Raw genomic sequence first — 19923 nt, forward strand, 5'->3', positions numbered from 1 at the left:
CTGTCATGGCCACACCTTCCTCGCTGCACCCTGCCCTGCTCAGCCGCCGCGCCCTGCTCGGTGGCACCGTCGCCGCGATCACCGCGGTCGGCCTGACCGCCTGCGGCGACAGCGACAGTGGCGGCGGCGCCAAGCGCGGCGGCACCCTCACCGTCGGCTTCGACAACGAACCCACCACCCTTGACCCCGCGCTGAGCAGCGCCATCTCCTCCGACCGCAGCGTGCTCAACCTCTTCTACGACACGCTGCTGCGGCAGGAGCGCGACGGGTCGTTCGTGCCCGCGCTGGCCGAGAAGTGGACCATCGACGGCACCGCCGTCACCTTCACCCTGCGTGACGGGGTGAGTTTCCACGACGGCACCCCGTTCGACGCCGAGGCCGCCGCGTTTAACCTGCGCCGCGTCATCGACCCCGCCACCAAGTCCACCAAGGCGGGCGCGCTCAAGAAGCTCGCGACCGTGGACGTGGTCGACCCCCGCACCCTGAAGCTCACCCTCAAGGCCGCCGATCCGCTGCTGCTGGTCCAGCTCGCCCACGAGCCGGGCATGATGGCCTCGCCGACCGCCGTCAAGGCCGGCGAGTACGGCCGCAAGCCGGTCGGCACCGGCCCGTTCGTCTTCGACACCTGGCGCTCCAAGGTGCAGCTGAGCGGTAAGCGCAACGCCTCGTACTGGCGCAAGGCCATCGACGGCGGCACACTGCCGCGCCTCGACGCGGTGGTGTTCCGCTTCGTCACCGACACCAAGGTGCTGCGCGCCGAGGTGACCACCGGTGGTGTGCAACTCGTCCGGACCCTGCCGCCCGAGGAGTTCAAGCAGCTCGCCGGTGACAAGCAGGTCGTGCTGGAGGACATCGGCGTCCGGCGTTCCTACTATGTGGCGCTCAACGTCACCCGGGCCCCGTTCAACGACCCGAAGGTCCGCGAGGCGTTCGCCATGGCCATCGACCGGGCCGGTGTGGGCAAGGCCGCCGCCGGCGGCGAGTACGACCTGGCTCCCTCCTTCGCCACCAGCAAGGACTGGTTCTTCGACCCGTCAATCAACCCGCCGCCGCTCGACCCGGCCAAGGCCAGGGCCGCCCTCGGCGGCACCCCCGTGCCGATCACCGTGGTGGCCCGTCGACGGGCACCCGACCCCACGATCGCCGAGCTGCTCCAGTCGCAGCTCACCGCCGCCGGCTTCGCCCCGAAGGTGGAGGTGCTGGAGGCGCAGACCCAGCTCGACCGGATGCGCAAGCAGGACTTCGACGCCACCCTGCTGGTCATCGACATTCCCCGGCTCGACCCGTCACTGTCGTTCGACCCCTATTTTGCCAGCAAGGGCTCCAACAACTGGTCCGGGCTCACCGACACCACACTGGACGCGCTGCTGGAGAAGGCCGTCAGCAGCGGCGATCGGGCGGTCCGCAAGCAGGCGTACGTCGACGTGCAGCGTCGGATCGTCGGCGAGAACTACTGGATCTTCCTGCACCAACCGAAGTCGCCGCTCATCCACAGCGCCAAGCTCAGCGGGATCGTGCTCAACGTCGACGGCCAGTGGCGCCTCGACGAAGCCGAACTCGCCTCCTGAGAGGGGGTGCCTGCCATGCGGCTGCTCGACATCGAGAACCTCACCGTCACCTTCGGCCCGCCGGAGCGGCCGGTGCACGCCGTGGCCGGCGTCGACCTGCACGTCGACGCCGGTGAGACCCTCGCCGTGGTGGGGGAGTCCGGCTCCGGCAAGACCGTCACCGCGCTCAGCGTGCTCGGGCTGACCCCCCGGCCGCCGGCCTGCCACACCACCGGCAGCGTCCGCCTGGCCGGCACCGAGCTGACCGGGCTGGACGCCCGGGGCTGGCGTGCGGTGCGCGGCCGGGACGTGGCGATGGTGTTCCAGGACCCGAGCACCGCGCTCAACCCGCTGCTGACCCTCGGCACCCAGATCGCCGACGCGGTTCGCGCCCACGAGCCGGTCAGTCGGGCCGCCGCCCGGGAACGGGCGGTCGCGGCGCTGGAACTGGCTCGGCTGCCCGAGCCGCGGACCCGGCTGGCGCAGTACCCCCACCAGCTCTCCGGCGGGATGCGCCAGCGGGCCGCCATCGCGCTGGCCCTGGCGACCGGACCGAAGCTGCTCATCGCCGACGAGCCGACCACCGCGCTGGACGTGGCGGTGCAGGCCGAGATCCTGGAGATGCTGGACAGCCTGCGCCGCGACCTCGGCATGGGGCTGATTCTGATCACCCACGACCTGGGGACGGTGGCCACCCACGCCGACCGGGTGGCGGTCATGTACGCCGGTCGGGTGGTGGAGACCGGTCCCGCCGCGCAGCTGCTCGGCTACCCGCGAATGCCGTACACCCGTGCGTTGTTGGCGGCCACCCCCCGCCTCGACGCCCCGGCCCGGCAGCGGCTCGCCGCGATCGGCGGGCAGCCGCCGGACCTGCGCGAGCCGACGCCGGGGTGCGCGTTCGCCCCGCGCTGCCCCGTGGTGCTGGACGCCTGCCACGAACGGCGTCCGGCGCTGGAGCCGCACGGCTCGGACCAGTGGGCGGCCTGCCTGAACCCGGTGCCGGCGCCGGCGGAGACGCCCGGCCCCGACGTGACCGCGCCGGTGGCCGCCGTGCCGCCGGACGGCCCGCCGGTGGCCGAGTTCGACGAGGTGGTGCTGCACTACCCTGTGCGGCGCGGCGCGCTGCGCCGGGTGGTCGACCACGTCCGCGCCGTGGACGGGGTGAGCCTGCGCCTGTACCCGGGCCGGACGTTGGCGCTGGTCGGCGAGTCCGGCTCGGGCAAGACCAGCCTCACCCGCACCCTGCTGCGACTGGAACGCCCGTCCGGCGGCACGGTTCGCTACGCCGGCATCGACGTCACCCGCCCCGACCGGGCCGAGCTGCGCCGGTTGCAGCGCGAGGTGCAGGTGGTCTTCCAGAACCCGTACGCCAGCCTCGACCCGCGGATGACCGTGGCGCAGATCCTGGCCGAGCCGCTGCGGGTGCACCGGCTGGACGACTCTCGCGCCGAACTGGTCGGGCTACTGCACCAGGTGGGTCTGGACGCCACCGCCCTGGACCGGCACCCGGCGGCGTTCTCCGGCGGCCAACGCCAGCGCATCGCCATCGCCCGGGCGCTCGGCCCACGACCCCGGCTGATCGTCTGCGACGAAGCGGTCAGCGCGTTGGACGTCTCGATCCAGGCGCAGGTGCTCAACCTGCTGACCGATCTGCAACGCGAGCACGGTCTGGCGTACCTGTTCATCACCCACGACCTGGCCGTGGTCCGTTCGGTGGCGCACGACATCGCGGTCATGCGCCACGGCCGGATCGTCGAACAGGGCCCGGCCGAGCAGATCTACGACCAGCCCACCCACGAGTACACCCGCCTGCTGTTGGAGATGGCCCCCGGCCACCCCACCCGGGCCCACACCGGAAGGACGGCCGCGTGGTCCAGATAACCCAGGTCCGGCTGACCTCGGTCAACACCCCCCGACACGGCAGCATCACCTGCGGCCACGTGCTGGTCGAGCTGCTCACCGACACCGACGGACTGGTCGGGGTGGGGGAGATGTCGGACTTCCAGCACCTGCCCCGCTACCACGTCGACGTGGCCGACCTGGAGGGCACGCTCAACGAGCTGCTGGTCGGCCTGGAGCCGTTGCAGATCACCGAGGTGGAGCGGCGGCTGGAACAGAGCTTCCCGCAGGCTGGCTACATCTACGACAAGAGCCGCACCATCAAGTGTGGCGTCGACATCGCCATGTGGGACCTGGCCGCCAAGCACCTCGGCGTACGGGTGGTGGACCTGCTCGGCGGCGCGGTGCGCGACGCCGTGCCGATCGCGTACCCGATCTTCCGCCAGCAGCGCGACGAGGACGTGGCGCGCAACCTGACCATGGTCGACCGGCGGGTGGCCGAGGGCTTCGACCACTTCCGGGTGTACGTCGGGCGGCAGCTCGACCTGGACGAGCGGTTCCTGCGGGCGGTCCGGGAGAAGCACGGCGACGCCATCATCATCAAGTCGCTGGACTTCTCCAACCTGCTCGACCCGCGCGCGGCCTGCCGTTTCGTCGACCGCGTCGCCGACGTCGGCTTCGACCTGGTGGAGTCGCCCGCGCCGCACCACGACATCCGGGGCCTGGCACACGCCCGGGACCGGCTGCCGGTGCCGGTCAGCGAGCACGTGTACGGCTTCCGCTGGGCGCTGGACCTGGTGGCCGCCGACGCGGTCGACGTGTTCAACGTCAGCGTCATCGCCATCGGCGGGATCACCCCGGCCCGGCGGATATTCGCCATCGCCGAGGCGGCCGGCAAGTCCTGCCTGGTCGGCACCACCCAGGAGCTGTCCATCGGCACGGCGGCCGCCGCGCACCTGGCGATGGCGATGCCGTCGGTGTCCCTGCCCAGCGACCCGGTCGGCCCACTGCTCTACACCCGCGACGTGGTCCGCGAGCCGGTCAGCTACGTCGGCGGCACGCTGCGGGTGCCGGCCGGCCCGGGGCTGGGCATGGTGCTCGACCCGGCCCGGGTGGCCGCCAGCGCCGGCCCGCTGACCTGGGCCGGCACCGACGCCGCCACGGTGGTCGACCGGGCACCCACCGATCCCGCCGCCGGCACCGGCCCGCTGCGTCCCACTCTTCCTGTCGGAGCGTCGCGATGAGCCGCCTCGCCGGCAAGGTCGCCCTGGTCACCGGCGGCGGACGCAACATCGGGCTGGAGATCGCCCGGCGTCTGGCCGCCGACGGTGCTGCCGTGGCGGTCAACGGCCCGGACGCCGACGAGCTGGCCGCCGCGGTGGCCGAGCTGCCCGGCCCGGCCCTCGCGGTGCCGGCCGACGTCGCCGACGTCGCCGCGGTCGACAACATGATCGCTGCCACGATCGAGCGGTTCGGCCGGCTGGACGTGCTGGTGAACAACGCCGCCGCGACCATGCTGGGCCGGGGGCCGCTGTTGGAGCTGGACCCGGCCGACTGGGACCGTGCGTTCGCCGTGAACGCCCGGGGGCTGTTCCTCTGCACGGTCGCCGCCGCCCGGGTGATGACCGCCGGCTCGGCCGTCGTGAACATCTCCTCGATCGGCGCGACCAGGGCACACCGCCAGGCCGTGGCCTACGACGCCACCAAGGGCGCGGTGGAGGCCGCCACCCGGGCCATCGCCCTGGAGCTCGCCCCGCGCGGCATCCGGGTCAACGCCATCGCCCCCGGGGCGATAGCCAACGACCGCTTCGAGGCCCTCGACGACGCGGCGAAGGCCGCCCGGGCCGCCCCGGTGCCGCTCGGCCGGGTCGGCACCGGCGCCGACGTCGCCGCCGTCGTCTCGTTCCTCGCCAGCACCGACGCAGGCTACGTCACCGGACAGGTGCTCACCGTGGACGGCGGGCTCTCCGTCCAGGCACGACCCCCGGGGACCGACCCGGTCCTCGACACCTCCAAACCCGAAGGCCAGCAGACATGACCGACCAGTTCCTCGCCCCGCTCGACCCGGCCGACCTCGCCGCGCTCGCCGAGGCCAGCACCGCGACCCTCACCACCCAGCTGTTCAAGCTCGGGCTGCGCAACACGTACCTGGCCGGGCTTCGCGGGCTGAGCCGGCACACGCCCCGGATGGTCGGTGAGGCGTTCACGTTGCGCTACATCCCGGCCCGGGAGGACATCGACACCCTGGACGTCTTCGCCGACTACGACCATCCGCAGCGCCTCGCCGTCGAGTCGGTGCAGCCTGGTCAGGTGCTGGTGATGGACTGCCGGGGCCAGGGCCGGGCCGCCTCCGCCGGGCACATCCTGCTGACCCGGCTGGCCGCCCGCGGCGCGTCGGGCATCGTCACCGACGGCACGCTGCGCGACGTGGAGGGCATCGGCGAGCTGCGGCTGCCGGTCTTCGCCGCCGGCCCGGCCGCGATGACCAACCTGGCCCAGCACCACGCCGTCGACCTCCAGGTGCCGATCGGCTGCGCCGGCGTGGCGGTCTACCCCGGTGACGTGCTGGTCGGCGACGCCGACGGGGTGGTCTGCGTACCCCGGCACCTGGTGCCGGTGATCGCCCAGCCGGCGCGCGAGCAGGAGGAACTGGAGGCGTTCCTGCAACGACGGGTGGCGGCGGGCGCGCCGCTGCGCGGCACCTACCCACCCGACGAGCACACCCTGCGGGCGTACGACGAGAGCCGCGCCGCCGTCAGCGACGCCCGGTGACCACCCGCCCGTCGACCCTCCCACGGACCACCGCGGGGGTGGTCCGCTAGGCCCGTCCGGCAACACCCGTACCACCGTCCGAGACCGTCCCCTCCCGGAGGTACCGCAATGTCTCGACGTACACCCCTGCACCTCGTCCTGATCACCGCGCTGGTCGGTGCCACCGTCACGGTGCCGGCCAGTCCTGCCCTCGCGGCCGACCTCAACGACACCTTCGACACCACCGCGGTCGGCGCCACCCCGGACGGCTGGACCGCCGGCGGCGGTGGCGGCGCGGCCGTGGCCGCCGACGTCGCCGGCACCGTCGACCGCAGCCTGCGGCTCACCGACACCTCCACCACCGCCGGAATCAGCGCCTCCCGGTCGTACGGCGCCACCTCGGCGACCGTGGTGGCCAACGCCCGGATGCGCGCCGCGCAGACCACCGCCGTGGTCGGCCTGCACCTCGACGGTACGGCCGGACACACCGTCAGTGTCGCCCTCGACGCCGCCGGGCGCATCTACACCTACAGCGGCGCCACCCGGGTCGACCTGGGTGCCTACACCGCAAACCGGTGGTACGACGTGCGGATCGTCGCCCGTCCCGGCACCGCCACCGCCAGCATCTGGATCGACGGCCAGCGTCGCGCCACCAACCTGGCTTTCCGGGTGGCCAGCACCACCCTCGCCACCGTGCAGGTGGGCATTTCCGCCGCCGACACCGGCACGGTCTGGGTCGACGACGTGCGGACCCGGTTCGAGCCGAACCCGGTGAGCTGGCCGCAGGTCGGCACGGTCGCGCCGCGCAGCGCCAGCCAGATCGGCACCTCAAAGCTGATCGTCGGCGCGGAGACCCTGGACCGCGACTACACCGACTACCAGTCCTACAAGGGATACCTGGGGCCACTGGGGGCCACCCGCGCCCGCTTCCAGGCAGGCTGGGCGAAGACCGAGAAGGTCAAGGGCAGCTACGACTGGGCCTGGCTCGACTCCATCGTCGACGACTCCGTCTCCCGTGGTGTGCGGCCCTGGTTGCAGACCTCCTACGGCAACCCGATCTACGCCGGCGGTGGCGGCGCCGGCCTGGGCGGGCAGGTGCCAAGCTCGGCCGAGGCCCTCGCCGCCTGGGACGCCTGGGTCAGCGCGTTGGCCACCCGCTACGCCGACCGGGTCACCGAGTGGGAGATCTGGAACGAGCCGAACCTGGGCGGGGTGGACCCGATCGTCTACGCCGACTTCCTCATTCGCACCGCCACCCGGATCCGGGCGGTGCAGCCGGGCGCGGTGATCTTCTGTTGCGCGCTGGCCGGGGTCGAGCGCTCCTACGCCGACACGGTGCTCACCCGCGTCCGGGACCTGGGCAAGCTCAGCCTGGTCAACGGGATCACCTACCACCCGTACAACGCGAACCCGGACGCCTCCTACGAGCAGGTGCGGCTGCTGCGGCAGACAGCCGACTCGTTCTCACCGGGTCTGCTGCTGCGGCAGGGCGAGAACGGGGCGCCGAGCCGACCGGACAGCTTCGGTGCGTTGGGCGAGCTGAGTTGGACCGAGCTGGGCCAGGCCAAGTGGATGCTGCGCCGCACCCTCGCCGACCTGGGCCGGGGAATCAGCACCAGCGTGTTCAGCATCGCCGACCTGAACTACCCGTCCAAGGTGAACTCCAAGGGCCTGGTGCGTACCGGCACCGACAAGAAGGTCCGATACGCCAAGCCGTCGTACTACGCCATCCAGTCGGTCGCCGCGCTGTTCGACGACACGATGACCCCGATCACCGGGTACGGCGTCACCGACGACACCACCGAGGTCCTCGCCGCGCAGGCGTTTCGCAAGGCCGGCACCGGCCGGCAGTCGGTGGCGCTCTGGTTCAGCGGCGCCACCCCCGGCGACGACAACACCCGTACGCCGGTGACGCTGACGGTCAGCGCCGGCAGCTTCGCCGACCCCGTCTACGTCGACCCCCGCACCGGCGCGGTCTTCGACATCCCGGCCGGCAACTGGTCGGTGAGCGGCACTTCCTACACCTTCCGGAACGTGCCCCTCTACGATTCGCCGATCCTGATCGCCGACCGCTCAGTCATCGGTCTCTGACCCACTGCGGCCCCCGTCCCCGAACCCGTGGACGGGGGCCGATCCCTCTCGGAGGCGCACCCGTGACCCTTCCCGCTCCGCTCCTCGCCGAGCTGCGCGGCATCGTCGGCGCGGACGACGTGCACGACACCACCGGCGATCTGGTGGCCTACTCCCGCGACGCGACACCGCTGTTCTCCCACGCCCCGGACGCGGTGGTGTTCCCGGCCGACACCGCCGAGGTGGCCGCCGTGCTCGTCTGGGCCAGCCGGCACGGCGTACCGGTGGTGCCCCGCGGCGGCGGCTCCAACCTGTGCGCGGCCACCGTGCCGCTACGTGGCGGGATCGTGCTGGTGCTGACCCGGCTCGACCGGATCCTGGAGGTCAGTGCCGACGAACTGCTGGCCCGGGTGCAGCCCGGCGTCACCAGCGCAACGCTCGCCGACGCGGCCGCGGCACGGAGCCTGCTCTGGGCGCCCGACCCGGGCAGCCGTACCGTGGCGACCGTCGGAGGCACCATCGCCACCTGCGCCGGGGGCCTGCGCGGCCTCAAGTACGGGGTGACCCGCAACTACGTCCTGGGGCTGGAGGCGGTGCTGGCCACCGGGGAGGTGATCCGCACCGGCGGTCGGTTGTGGAAGGACGTGGCCGGCTACGACCTCACCCGACTCCTCACCGGGTCCGAGGGCACCCTCGCCGTGCTCACCGAGGCGACCGTGGCGCTGCTGCCCGCGCCGGAGTCCAGCAACACCGGTGTCGCCTACTTCCGTACCCTCGCCGACGCCGGCGCGGCGGTGGCGGAGGTGATCCGCGCCGGCGTGCTACCGGCGACCCTGGAGTTCCTCGACCGGGCCTGCATCGACGCCGTCGAGGACTTCGCCCACCTCGGGCTGCGGGCCGACGCCGGCGCGCTGCTGCTCTTCGGTGACGACGGCCCGCCGGACATGGTCGCCCGAAACCTGGACCGGATCGGGGCGGCCTGCGCCGACGCCGGCGCGATCGAGGTCACCACCGCCCGCGAGGTGGCCCAGGCCGAGGCGCTGCTCGCCGCCCGTCGCTGCGCCCTGCCAGCGCTGTCCCGTCGGGGCGGGGTGACAATCCTGGAGGACGCCACAGTGCCCCGCCCGCGGATCGCCGAAATGGTGGATCGGATCGACGCAGTCGCCGCCCGCCACGACGTGCGGATCGCCACCTTCGGTCACGCCGGGGACGGCAACCTGCACCCGACCTGCGTGCTGGGCTCCGCCGACGACACCGACGCGGTACGCCGGGCCGAGGCGGCGTTCTCCGACATCTTCGCCGCCGCCTTGGAGCTGGGCGGCACCATCACCGGCGAGCACGGGGTGGGCGCGGCGAAGCTGCCGTTCCTCGCCGACCGGCTCGGCGGCGACCAGCTCGCCCTGCTGCGCCGGATCAAGGCCGCCTTCGATCCGGCCGGCATCCTCAACCCCGGAAAGCTTGGCTCATGACCGGTGACGTCTTCGACCCCGCGCAGTTGTCCCGCTGCATCTCCTGCGGCTTCTGCCTGCCGGCCTGCCCCACGTACGCGTCCACCGGCGACGAGGCGTCCTCGCCCCGGGGCCGGATAACGTTGATGCGCGCGTTGCAGGACGGCGTGCTGCCGCCCGACGACGAGACGCTGGCCGAGCAGGCGTCGTTCTGCCTCGGTTGCCGGGCCTGCGAGCCGGTCTGCCCGGCCGGCGTGGAGTACGGCAGCCTCCTGGAGCAGTGGCGGGTGCACCAGTGGCGGGGCCGGCGCCGACCGCTGTTGGCCCGCGCGCTGATGCTGATCGCCGAGCAACGCTGGCTGCTGCGCCTGCTCGGCCTGCTCCGCGGTGCCGCTTCCGGACCTTCCGCCTCCGCAACTCCGACGGCTGGCCCTCCGGCGGTTGGTGCTGCCGCGGCCGCTGCCGGCGCGCAGCTCCTGCTCGGCTGCTTCGAACGAGGGCTCTTTCCTCATGTCAGTCGAGCCGCTCGGCTCCTCGACCCGACTCTGGCCGCGCCCGTCCGGCAGGGCTGCTGCGGTGCGCTGCACGCCCACAACGGCGACCTGGCCGGCGGCGAGCGGCTTGCGCACCGACTCGGCGCGGAGCTGCCCGGCATCATCGTCACCACCTCCGGCGGCTGCGCCGCGCACCTGGCCGCCGTGCTTGGCCGGGACCGGGTACGCGAGCTGTCGCAGTGGCTCACCGAGCGGGCGCCGACCGGCGAATTGCGGGTCGACGGCCGGCGGGCGCGGGTGACGCTGCAGGACTCCTGCCACCTGCGCAACGGCCTGGGCGTGCACGCCGAACCCCGGGCCCTGCTGCGGTCGGTCGCCGAGCACGTCGAGCTGCCCTCAGCTGGCACCTGCTGCGGCGCCGCCGGCACCTACTCCCTGCTGCGGCCGAAGGACTCCCGACGTATCTTGGACGCCAAGATCGACGAGATCGAGGCGGCCGGGGTCGACTACGTGGTCGCCGTCAACCCCGGATGCCTGCGGCAGCTGCAGGGCGGGTTGCGTCGACGTCGCTCCGCCGTCAGGGCCGTTCACCTCGCAGAGGTGCTGACCGAGCTGGCACCGATCGAATGAGCCCATGCTCAGGTGGTCGTAGCACCGGGGCGGATGGCGTCGTTGTTGGGTAGCCGGCGGAGCGGCCGCAGGGGCCGATGGGAGAGCTGTTGGCAACGACGGCGTTGACGTATGCTCCTCCTCGGCCCGCCCTCACGGTTCCAGTGAGGAGCAGTCATGCCCTTGTCCCGCCTGTCGACCCTATCCGTCGGCGCATGCGTGGCGGTCGCGCTGAGCGTTCCGCTTGCCGCGGCGCCGGCCTCGGCCCATCCGTCCAGCACCCGCGGCGGAAGTCTGGTGCTGGTCGGCGGCGGGCTCGCCGACGACAACGCCGCGGTCTACGGCGACATCGTCCGACTGGCCGGCGGCACCGGCAAGGCCCGGATCGGAATCTTCACCGCGGCAGCCCCGGTGCCGGCCGAGGACCCGGACAGGGACACCCCGGATTGCAACAACAGCGTTTGCAACGGCGATTACTACGCCAAGCTGTTCCGGTCGTACGGCGTGGCCGACGCGCAGTGGATCCCGATCGACCTGGACCGGTCGGGGGCGGCCGAGGATCCAGCCGTGGTTGAGCAGATCAGCTCGATGACCGGCTTCTTCTTCGGCGGCGGCGACCAGTACCGCTACGTCACCACGATGACCCGGGGGAACGCGCAGCGTGACACCGCAGCGCTCGCCGCGGTGCGGCGCAAGCTTCGGGGCGGCGCTGTGGTCGCCGGCACCAGCGCAGGCGCGCAGATCATGGCCGGTCGCGACATGATCACTGGTGGTTCCACCGAGCCGGGCCTGCGCGACGGTGCCCGGCCCGGCTACTTCGACGACCCGGGCATCCTCGCCTACCTGCCCCAGGGCGGCTTCGGGTTCTTCACGGAGGGTCTGCTCGACACCCATTTCTCCCGCCGGGGCCGGGAGGCGCGGTCGATCCGGCTGGCAGCGGACACCGGGCACCGGCGGGTCTTCGGGCTGGACGAGGACACCGCGCTGGAGGTGACAGGGGTCGGCACCCGGCACCGGTCGCTGCGGGTCCTGGGCCTGCGCGGGGTGAGCGTGCTCGACCTGCGCCAGGCCCGGGTGACCGACTCGCAGCTCTGGGGGATCGAGCAGGTTCGGTGGAGCCGGCTGACCACCGGTGACCGGTACCGGGCCGAGCGCTGGCAGCTGGTTGTCGCGCCCGGCAAGCAGCGGGTGACCGCCGCCGCTGGCCCCTGCCCTGTCGTAGCGTCGGAGGACGTCTTCTACAACTACGAGATCGTCGCTCTGGCCGAGGGCCTGGTCGGCAACCGGGGCTGTGGGTCGGTCTCCGGCACCTCGTACGAGAAGGACCCGCAGTTCGAGGCGCGGTTGACCCGCGGACGCGACCTCGCTGCCTGGCGGGCCGGGGCCGCCACCTCGTTCACCGGCGTGGTGATCGGTATCGGCGCGGCCTGACCCGCGCCTCTCGCCGAACCCCGGGGCACCCAGGTGCCTCGGGGTCGTCGGCGTGCGCCGCCAAGCCTGGCAGCTTGGCCAGCCGGCGGAGCGGTTTACGAGGATGTAACAGAAACTACTCATTGAGCAATGAAGGCAATGGATGTAACTTCTGTTTCATCGATTCGTGGCCCCTCGGAGGTGCCCATGTTCCTTCACCGCAATCCCATCCGTGTCCGGCTCGCGGCGCTCGTCGCCACGGTAACCGTGCTGACTCTGGCTCCGATCGGGGTGACCGCAGCGCAAGCCCAGGTCAACCGGGTCCGGCAGGGCAATGCGGCGGACGTCAGCCGGGCCAGTTGGTCGGGGCCCGCGTACACCATGAACGGCTCGGGCGGCATCATCACCGCCACCATGAACCAGGCGATCGGCGCGATCCGCGGCGGCTCCGGCTCCATCGACGTGGTCGTCGTCGCCGGATCCGGCGCCAGCACCCCCGAGTGCGACGTGATCACCGGCCTGAGTGGGATCAACTCCTGCACCACCCTGACCCTCACCGCCGCCAGTGACGGCAACAACAGCCAGGTCAACACCGACATCCGCAACGCCGAGTTCGTCTATTTCGCCGGCGGCGACCAGTGCCGGTACGTGGCCTGGAAGGGCAGCGCGCTGGAAGCGTCCGTCGAGTCGGTGGTCGCCAAGGGAGGCGGGGTCGGCGGCGGCAGCGCCGGGCACCATGTCAACAGCGACATCGTGTACGACGCGTGCGGCGGCAGCGCCACCTCGGCCATCGCCCTCGACAACCCGTACGACTCATCGTTGACGTTCACCAGCGGGATGTTCCGCTGGCCGAACTACGCCGACACCATCAACGACTCGCACTTCGTCGCCCGGGACCGGATGGGCCGGCTCATGGCGTTCGTGGCGCGGTCCGTCAAGGACGGCCGGACAAGCGGCGGCAAGGCGTGGGGCGTCGGGGTGGAGGAGGGCGCCTCGCTCTTCATCGACCGCAACGGCCTGGCCACCCTCAGCGGGCCCAGCGCGTATGTCGTGCTCGGCGACCACCAGCCGGAGGTGGCGTCCTCCGGACAGCCGCTGACCTACTCCAACTTCAAGATCTGGAAGCTGACCGCAGGCCAGACCTACAATTTCGCCAATCGTCCCACCTGCGGTTACTACCTGAAGAGCGTGACCAACGGGGTGCCCAGCAGCAGCCTCTACAGCGGCACACCGGTCACCGACTGCACCACACCGCCGCCCAGCGGCGGGTCCGGCTACGCCGAGGTGGAGCCGAACGACTCGCGCACCACGGCCAACGACGTGAGCGGTCGCAGCTACCCGCTGACCATCACCGGCGACATGTTGAGCGGCAGCGACCGGGACTACTTCGCGGTCAGTCTGGCCAGTGGGCAGACGTTGGCCGTGACCTGTGCGGTGCCCAGCGCGTACGACGCCGACCTCTACCTGCTCAGCTCGACCGGTAGCACGCTGACCCGATCGGTCAACAATGGTGCGGGTGCCGACGAGTCGGCGTCCACGAGCCGAACCGCGTCCGGCTCGGCGACCTACTACGTCGAGCTGGAGGCGTACTCGGGCTCAGGCGGGGCCGACTACAGCTGCACACTCGCCAAGTAGGGCGGTTCGTTCGCCGTGACGTGTGGCCCTCGGCAATCCGCCGAGGGCCACCGTCGCGTCGCGGTCGGTGTGGCGGGCGAGCGGGCTCCGCCCGTTAGGCTCGGCTCCGTGTCGACATCCGATGAGCCGGCCGAGGTGACAGTGACGGGCAACCACGGAGGCGGGCCCGCGCCGGACGAGCCGCAGGGGGTGGGCGTCGCCGCCCTGGTCCGGCAACGCGTCGGTGAGTGCAGCCCGGCTGAACGGAGGGTCGCGCGTGCCCTGCTGGCCGACTATCCGGCGGCTGGGCTCGGCACGGTGGCAACGTTGGCCGAGCGCGCCGAGGTGAGCGCGCCGACCGTGCTGCGTTTCCTGACCCGGCTCGGCTTCGGCGGCTACCCGGAGTTTCAGCGGGCGCTGCGCGACGAGCTGACCGAGCGGGAAACCTCGCCGCTCACCGCGTACCGGGCGGCGGAGCGTACAAGTCATCCGCCGACGGGCGCGCTGGCGCGCGCTGCGGGCAACCTGCCCGAGGCGGTCGCCCGCACCCTCGTCGAGCTACCTCAGGGCGAGCTGGACGCCGCCGCCCGACTCCTGGCCGACCAGCAGTTGCGGGTCACCGCGGCCGGTGGCCGGTTCTCCGGGCTGCTCGCCCACTATCTGGTGCTGCATCTGATGCAGGTACGTGGGTCCAGCCGGCTCTTGCCGGTCAGCCCGGTGGAGCGCACCGACATGTTGGTCGACGTGGGCCGGCGCGACCTGGTCGTGCTGTTCGACTTCCGCCGCTACGAGGAGCCAACTCTGGCGTTGGCCCGGGAGGTGACCGCGCGCGGTGCCCGGGTGGTGCTGTTCACCGACCGGTGGCTGTCCCCGGTGGCCGGTCTGGCCGAGGTGGTACTGCCCGGTCGGGTCGAGTCACCTTCGCTGTACGACAGCTTCGTCCCGGCGTTGGCGCTGGTGGAGACGGTGGTGGCGGCGGTGATCGACCGACTCGGTCCGGTCGCGGGCACCCGCCTGAAGGCGATGGAGCAGGCGCAGCAGGAGTTCCACACCGGCTGACTGCCGTTACAGGAAACTGTAACCCCACAGAAATAGTAATGTGCGTTACAGTCCGGGTGCTGGTTCGTCTGGCACCCGGAAGGACACCCCCATGCGCACCCGTCAGCTCGCCCTGGCCACCATGGCCACGGCTCTTCTCGCCGTCACCGCCGGTTGCGACGGCAACTCCTCCTCCTCCACCGCCGCCGGCTCCGGTGGCGAGGTCCCGACCGTCACCGTCACCGTCGAGGGCGTCGGCCCCGTCAGCACCGACGCCAACCTCGCCCGGAAGGTCCCCGCTGACCTGCGCGGCCGGGGCACGGTCACGGTCGCCACCAACGCGCCGTACGAGCCGTTCATCGACTTCAGGCAGGAGGGTCGGACCGACGAGTTCAAGGGTCTGGACTACGACCTGTTCCTCGCCGCCTCCGCCCGACTCGGCCTCAAGGCCACCTTCACCCAGCAACCCTTCGACGGCCTGGTGCCCGGTCTTCAGGCCGGCAAGTACGACGCCATCGCCGGCGGCATCACCGACAAGAGGGAACGCCAACAGGTCGCCACCTTCGTCGACTACTCCGCCTCCGGCACCGGCTTTCTGGTGCGTACCGGCAACCCGCTCGGCGTCAAGGCCGTCGCTGACCTGTGTGGCCACAAGGTCGCCGTGCAGAAGGCCAGCAATCAGGCGAAGAACCTGACCGCATATTCGGCGAGCAGCTGCGCCGGTAAGGCCATCGAGATCAAGGAATACCCGGAGAACCCGCAGGCGGTGCAGGCGCTGATCGCTGGGAACGTGGAGGTGGTCGCCGCCACGAAGGTCAACCTGGTGGACACCGCTGACACGCTGGCCGGCAAGGCCGACCTTGTGGAGGATCCGGCTGCCCCCAACGGCTGGCTGGCCAGCCCGAACGGCTTCGGCTTCCTGAAGGGCGAGAAGGACGTCGCCGAGGCGTACCGGGCCGCCGTGCAGTCACTCATCGACGACGGCAGTTACGCCAAGATCCTCACCCGGTGGAAGCAGAACCCGATCGCCGTCAAGCAGGCCACCATCGACCAGGCCATCGACTGATCCCGGCGGAGGCGACCCCCTGAACCGCGGTCGCCGGGTGCCCCTCCGACCCCGTGAGGGCGGGCCCGGAAGGCACCCGGCGACCGCCGCACCGTCTCTCCAGGAGGCACTACAGATGAGCGACACCCAGACCGTACGGGTGGTCCCCGTGCGGCACTACGGTCGCTGGCTGACCGCGCTGCTCGTGGTCGGACTGGCGGCCCTGTTCCTCCGGGCACTGCTGGACAGCCCCAACCTCGAACCCGCCACCATCGGCGACTACCTGTTCAAGGACTACATCCTCGACGGCGTGGTCACCACGCTCTGGCTCACCCTGCTGGCGATGGTGCTGGGCACTGTCGGTGGCGTACTGCTCGCCGTACTGCGGCTGTCGCCCAATCCTCTGCTACGCGGCGTTGCCTGGGCCTTCGTCTGGGTCTTCCGCGGCACCCCCCTGCTCGTCCAGATCATTTTCTTCGGGTTCCTCGGCGCGCTCTTCCCCCGGCTGACGCTGAGCGTGCCGTTCACCGGAACCGTCCTGTTCGACCAGCCGACCAGCGTCGTGGTCACCGGCACGGTCGCCGCCGTCCTGGCCCTGTCGCTCAACGAGATGGCGTACGCCTCCGAGGTCATCCGGGGTGGCATCCTGGCCGTCGACGACGGCCAGACCGAGGCAGCCGCAGCGCTCGGCATGAGCCCGACGCTCACCCTGCGTCGAGTGGTGCTGCCCCAGGCGATGCGGGTGATCATTCCGCCGATGGGCAACGAAACGATCACCATGCTCAAATCCACCGCACTGGTCTCGATCATCGCCGGGCGGGACCTGATGACCGCCGTGCAGACCGTCTACCAGGGCAACTACAAGGTGATTCCGCTGCTGGTGGTGGCCGCGATCTGGTACCTGGCGCTGGTGAGCCTGCTCTCCGCCGGGCAGTGGGCGATCGAACGGCGGTTCGGCCGCGGCTTCACCAGGGGAGGAGTGCGATGACGGTCGTCGAACGTCCCAGCGTCGGGTCCAAGAGGAACACCACGGTGCCGATGGTCCGGGCCGAGGCGGTCACCAAACGGTTCGGCCCGCTCGAGGTGCTCACGGGGATCGACCTCGCGGTCGCACCTGGCGAGGTGTCCTGCCTGCTGGGGCCATCAGGCTCCGGCAAGTCCACCTTCCTGCGCTGCATCAACCATCTGGAGCGGATCGACGGCGGCCAGCTCTGGGTCGACGGCGAGTTGGTCGGCTATCGGCGCAGCGGCGACAAGCTGTACGAGCTGAAGCCTCGCGAGGTTGCCCGCCGTCGGCAGGACATCGGCATGGTTTTCCAGCGGTTCAACCTGTTTCCACACCTGAGCGCGATTGGCAATGTCATCGAGGCGCCGATCCGGGTGCTCGGCACCGCCCCTGAATCAGCCCGCGCCGAAGCGATGCGGCTGCTGGAGCGGGTCGGACTGGCGCAGAAGGCGAAGGCGTACCCGGGGCAGCTCTCCGGTGGGCAGCAACAGCGGGTGGCTATCGCCCGGGCGCTGGCCATGCATCCGAAGCTGATGCTCTTCGACGAGCCCACTTCGGCGCTCGATCCCGAACTGGTGGGTGACGTGTTGGACGTGATGAAGGGCCTCGCCGCCGACGGAATGACGATGGTCGTGGTGACCCACGAGATGGGCTTCGCCCGGGAGGTGGCCGACTCGGTGGCCTTCCTCGACGGCGGGGTGGTCGTCGAGGCCGGCCCACCGGCGGATGTGCTGGGCAACCCGCGGCACGACCGCACCCGTGCCTTCCTGAACAAGGTGCTCTGATGGATCCGCTGCTCACCGCCGCCGGCGACCGGCTCACGGCGTACCACGTGCGGTTGGCCGAACTGGTCAACATCGACTCCGGGTCCGGTCAGGTCGACGGGCTGCGCGCGACGGCTGATCTCGTGCAGACCTGGTGCCTGGCCGCCGGCCTGGCTGTCGAACGGGTACCCGTCGCCGACCCGACCGGCGCGCCGCTGGGCGACGTGCTGATCGCCCGCCGACGTGGACGCGGCACCCGTCGGATCCTGCTTGCCGGCCACCTGGACACGGTGTTCCCGCCCGGCACGGCCGCCGCCCGCCCGTTCCGCGTGCAGAACGGGCGGGCGTATGGCCCGGGGGTGAGCGACGACAAGGGCGGCGTACTCGCCGGGCTGGCCGCGATCGAGGTACTGACCAGGCTCAAGCTGGCCGAATACGGGGAGCTGATCCTGGTCTGCACTCCAGACGAGGAGATCGGCTCGCCCGGCAGCCGCGCCCTACTGCGAAGCCTGGGATCACAGGTGGACATCGCGCTCTGCCTGGAGTGCGCGCGGGACAACGGCGACCTGGTCTCCGCCCGCAAGGGCGTCGCGGACCTGGAGATCACCCTGCGCGGCCGAGCCGCACACGCTGGCATCGAGCCGGAACGCGGTGCCAACGCGTTGCTCGCCGCGGCCCGGCTGACCGTCGCGCTGGACGCCCTCAATGGCCGCTGGCCCGGGGTGACGGTCAACGTCGGTCATCTGCAGGCGGGTGACCGACCGAACGTGATCGCCGATCGGGCCCGGATGCTGGTCGACCTACGGGCCTGGCGGACCGGCGAGTACGAGGCCGCCCTGGCCCAGATCCGTCGGTTGGTAGCGGCGCCGATCGTCGCCGGGGTACGCGCCGAATTGGCAGTGCACGCACCGACTCCACCGTGGGAGCCGGGGCCCGCCAGCCGTCGGCTCACCGAACTGGCTGCAAAGGTCGGGGCCGAGCTCGGGATGCCGCTGTCGCACACCGCCACCGGCGGGTGCGCCGACGCGAATCTACTGGCCGAGGCGGGTGCGGCAGTGTTGGATGGACTGGGCCCGGTCGGCGGCGCCGACCACAGCCCGTCGGAGTGGCTGGACCTCGACACGGTGGTGCCCCGCACCGCTCTACTCGCCGGACTGATCGACCAGGCCAGCCGGATAGACGGGCCCCTTTGATGACGCCGCGCTGACGGAGTCCTCGTGGACCCGGGACGACATGGAAGACCTGTACCGCACAGTCCTTCACGTGCTCGCCGTAGCCGCCGTCCCTGCTTCGCTACGACGGCGACGGCGACGGCGACGGCCCGTGCCGGGACGCCTGCCCAAACAGCCTTGACCGATCACGGTCGATCGACGGACATCTGCGGTGTGGGGTTATCACTGCGTTTCGAGTGGTCGGTGGGTTGGTGCGTTGATTGTTTCCCGGTCTGAGTGCGGGGGTGCGGGGCTGCGCCATTGGGCGAGCAGGACGGTGGCGTCGTCCTGCAGGCGGTCGTCCTGGTGTTCGAGGATGGCGTGCACGAGTCGGCGGGCGGTTTCGGGCAGGGGCAGTTGGTCGGCGACTGCTCTGGTGGCGAACTCGACGAGCCGCTCGGTGCCGAATATCTCGCCATCAGAGGTGCGGGCTTCGATGATGCCGTCGGTGTACAGCAGCACCTGGTCGCCGGGTTCGAGGGCTTCCTCGACGACCACCGGTGGGCGCCGGTCGCCGAGGGTGACCGGGAGGGCGGTCGGGGTGGGCAGGACCTTGACGATCTTGCCGGCGCGCAGCACGATCCCACTCGGGTGACCGGCGGAGATGACCTGCAGGATTCCGGTGAGCTGGTCGAGTTCGGCGAGCACGGCGGTGATCATCCCGTATCGGTCGTGGTCGCGGACCGCGTTGTCGATGTGGTGGTAGGTGGCGGTCAGGTCCAGGCCGGTGCGGCGGGCGTTGCGGTAGGCGGCGAGGGCGATGGAGGCGAGCACCACGGCCCGCATACCGCCACTGGAGCCATGACCGGCCGCGTCGAACAACGCCAGGTGCGCGGTGTCACCGTTGACCGCGTAGTCGAACGCGTCGCCGCCCACGTCGTAGCACGGTTCGAGGATGCCGCTGATGATCAGATGCCCGGTCGAGAAGGTCAGCGGCGGTAGCTGCGCGCGCAGCATCTCCGCAGCCAGTTGCATCGGTGCCCGGCGCCGGAGCCGCTCGATCGTGTCGCTGTAGGAACTACGCGTCACGACCAGCTCGGCGAGCAGCGACGCGACCGCGGCGCAGTCGTCAACGCT

General features: G+C 71.4%; 16 protein-coding genes. 15 read left to right on the top strand and 1 reads right to left on the bottom strand.

Annotation, left to right across the window (positions count from 1 at the left end; translation table 11 throughout):
• Positions 1-5 precede the first annotated feature (5 nt).
• The 15 genes from ABZS40_RS25255 (at position 6) to ABZS40_RS25325 (ending at position 18828) form a co-directional block, all read left to right on the top strand.
• Positions 6-1568, top strand: coding sequence for an ABC transporter substrate-binding protein (locus ABZS40_RS25255; protein ID WP_354945944.1), 1563 nt, complete (start codon positions 6-8; stop codon positions 1566-1568).
• A gap of 15 nt (positions 1569-1583) precedes the next feature.
• Complete coding sequence (locus ABZS40_RS25260) at positions 1584-3428, top strand: ABC transporter ATP-binding protein (protein ID WP_354945945.1); 1845 nt, start codon at positions 1584-1586, stop codon at positions 3426-3428.
• Complete coding sequence (locus ABZS40_RS25265) at positions 3416-4630, top strand: enolase C-terminal domain-like protein (protein ID WP_354945946.1); 1215 nt, start codon at positions 3416-3418, stop codon at positions 4628-4630. The genes ABZS40_RS25260 and ABZS40_RS25265 overlap by 13 nt, the downstream gene beginning before the upstream one ends.
• Positions 4627-5424 carry an SDR family NAD(P)-dependent oxidoreductase gene (locus ABZS40_RS25270; RefSeq protein ID WP_354945947.1) on the top strand — a complete coding sequence of 266 codons (798 nt, stop codon included), beginning with the start codon at positions 4627-4629 and terminating at the stop codon, positions 5422-5424. The genes ABZS40_RS25265 and ABZS40_RS25270 overlap by 4 nt, the downstream gene beginning before the upstream one ends.
• The gene (locus ABZS40_RS25275; RefSeq protein WP_354945949.1) at positions 5421-6158 is read left to right on the top strand and encodes a ribonuclease activity regulator RraA; all 738 of its coding nucleotides are present in this window, start codon (positions 5421-5423) and stop codon (positions 6156-6158) included. Before ABZS40_RS25270 ends, ABZS40_RS25275 begins: the two co-directional genes overlap by 4 nt.
• A 108-nt stretch (positions 6159-6266) precedes the next feature.
• Positions 6267-8228, top strand: a complete 1962-nt coding sequence (locus tag ABZS40_RS25280) for a hypothetical protein (protein ID WP_354945950.1) — start codon at positions 6267-6269, stop codon at positions 8226-8228.
• A gap of 62 nt (positions 8229-8290) precedes the next feature.
• Positions 8291-9676, top strand: coding sequence for an FAD-linked oxidase C-terminal domain-containing protein (locus tag ABZS40_RS25285; RefSeq protein WP_354945952.1), 1386 nt, complete (start codon positions 8291-8293; stop codon positions 9674-9676).
• Positions 9673-10779 (top strand): (Fe-S)-binding protein, encoded by a 1107-nt coding sequence (locus ABZS40_RS25290; RefSeq protein WP_354945954.1) that lies wholly within the window; start codon positions 9673-9675, stop codon positions 10777-10779. The genes ABZS40_RS25285 and ABZS40_RS25290 overlap by 4 nt, the downstream gene beginning before the upstream one ends.
• A 156-nt stretch (positions 10780-10935) precedes the next feature.
• Positions 10936-12189, top strand: coding sequence for a cyanophycinase (locus ABZS40_RS25295; RefSeq protein WP_354945955.1), 1254 nt, complete (start codon positions 10936-10938; stop codon positions 12187-12189).
• 186 nt (positions 12190-12375) lie between these two features.
• Positions 12376-13803 (top strand): hypothetical protein, encoded by a 1428-nt coding sequence (locus ABZS40_RS25300; protein WP_354945957.1) that lies wholly within the window; start codon positions 12376-12378, stop codon positions 13801-13803.
• Positions 13804-13911: 108 nt separating this feature from the next.
• Entirely contained in the window at positions 13912-14841 is a 930-nt protein-coding gene (locus ABZS40_RS25305) for a MurR/RpiR family transcriptional regulator (protein WP_354945959.1), read from the top strand.
• A gap of 91 nt (positions 14842-14932) precedes the next feature.
• Positions 14933-15886, top strand: a complete 954-nt coding sequence (locus ABZS40_RS25310) for a transporter substrate-binding domain-containing protein (protein ID WP_354945960.1) — start codon at positions 14933-14935, stop codon at positions 15884-15886.
• Between the two features lie 115 nt (positions 15887-16001).
• Positions 16002-16853, top strand: a complete 852-nt coding sequence (locus ABZS40_RS25315) for an amino acid ABC transporter permease (protein ID WP_354945961.1) — start codon at positions 16002-16004, stop codon at positions 16851-16853.
• The gene (locus ABZS40_RS25320; protein ID WP_354945962.1) at positions 16850-17656 is read left to right on the top strand and encodes an amino acid ABC transporter ATP-binding protein; all 807 of its coding nucleotides are present in this window, start codon (positions 16850-16852) and stop codon (positions 17654-17656) included. The genes ABZS40_RS25315 and ABZS40_RS25320 overlap by 4 nt, the downstream gene beginning before the upstream one ends.
• Positions 17656-18828 carry a M20 family metallopeptidase gene (locus ABZS40_RS25325; protein ID WP_354945963.1) on the top strand — a complete coding sequence of 391 codons (1173 nt, stop codon included), beginning with the start codon at positions 17656-17658 and terminating at the stop codon, positions 18826-18828. The genes ABZS40_RS25320 and ABZS40_RS25325 overlap by 1 nt, the downstream gene beginning before the upstream one ends.
• 201 nt (positions 18829-19029) lie before the next feature.
• Here ABZS40_RS25325 and ABZS40_RS25330 read toward each other — a convergent pair.
• Positions 19030-19923: PP2C family protein-serine/threonine phosphatase (locus tag ABZS40_RS25330; protein ID WP_354945964.1), on the bottom strand; the 894-nt coding region annotated here is incomplete at its 5' end.

It is taken from the genome of Micromonospora sp. NPDC005324, assembly GCF_040607155.1.
In the GTDB taxonomy this organism is placed as follows: domain Bacteria; phylum Actinomycetota; class Actinomycetes; order Mycobacteriales; family Micromonosporaceae; genus Micromonospora; species Micromonospora trifolii.

Coding starts and splice junctions, on each gene's coding strand:
- ABZS40_RS25280 (WP_354945950.1), top strand. CDS start 6,267: ATGTCTCGACGTACACCCCTGCACCTCGTCCTGATCACCGCGCTGGTC.
- ABZS40_RS25260 (WP_354945945.1), top strand. CDS start 1,584: ATGCGGCTGCTCGACATCGAGAACCTCACCGTCACCTTCGGCCCGCCG.
- ABZS40_RS25295 (WP_354945955.1), top strand. CDS start 10,936: ATGCCCTTGTCCCGCCTGTCGACCCTATCCGTCGGCGCATGCGTGGCG.
- ABZS40_RS25320 (WP_354945962.1), top strand. CDS start 16,850: ATGACGGTCGTCGAACGTCCCAGCGTCGGGTCCAAGAGGAACACCACG.
- ABZS40_RS25275 (WP_354945949.1), top strand. CDS start 5,421: ATGACCGACCAGTTCCTCGCCCCGCTCGACCCGGCCGACCTCGCCGCG.
- ABZS40_RS25300 (WP_354945957.1), top strand. CDS start 12,376: ATGTTCCTTCACCGCAATCCCATCCGTGTCCGGCTCGCGGCGCTCGTC.
- ABZS40_RS25315 (WP_354945961.1), top strand. CDS start 16,002: ATGAGCGACACCCAGACCGTACGGGTGGTCCCCGTGCGGCACTACGGT.
- ABZS40_RS25270 (WP_354945947.1), top strand. CDS start 4,627: ATGAGCCGCCTCGCCGGCAAGGTCGCCCTGGTCACCGGCGGCGGACGC.
- ABZS40_RS25290 (WP_354945954.1), top strand. CDS start 9,673: ATGACCGGTGACGTCTTCGACCCCGCGCAGTTGTCCCGCTGCATCTCC.
- ABZS40_RS25310 (WP_354945960.1), top strand. CDS start 14,933: ATGCGCACCCGTCAGCTCGCCCTGGCCACCATGGCCACGGCTCTTCTC.
- ABZS40_RS25255 (WP_354945944.1), top strand. CDS start 6: ATGGCCACACCTTCCTCGCTGCACCCTGCCCTGCTCAGCCGCCGCGCC.
- ABZS40_RS25325 (WP_354945963.1), top strand. CDS start 17,656: ATGGATCCGCTGCTCACCGCCGCCGGCGACCGGCTCACGGCGTACCAC.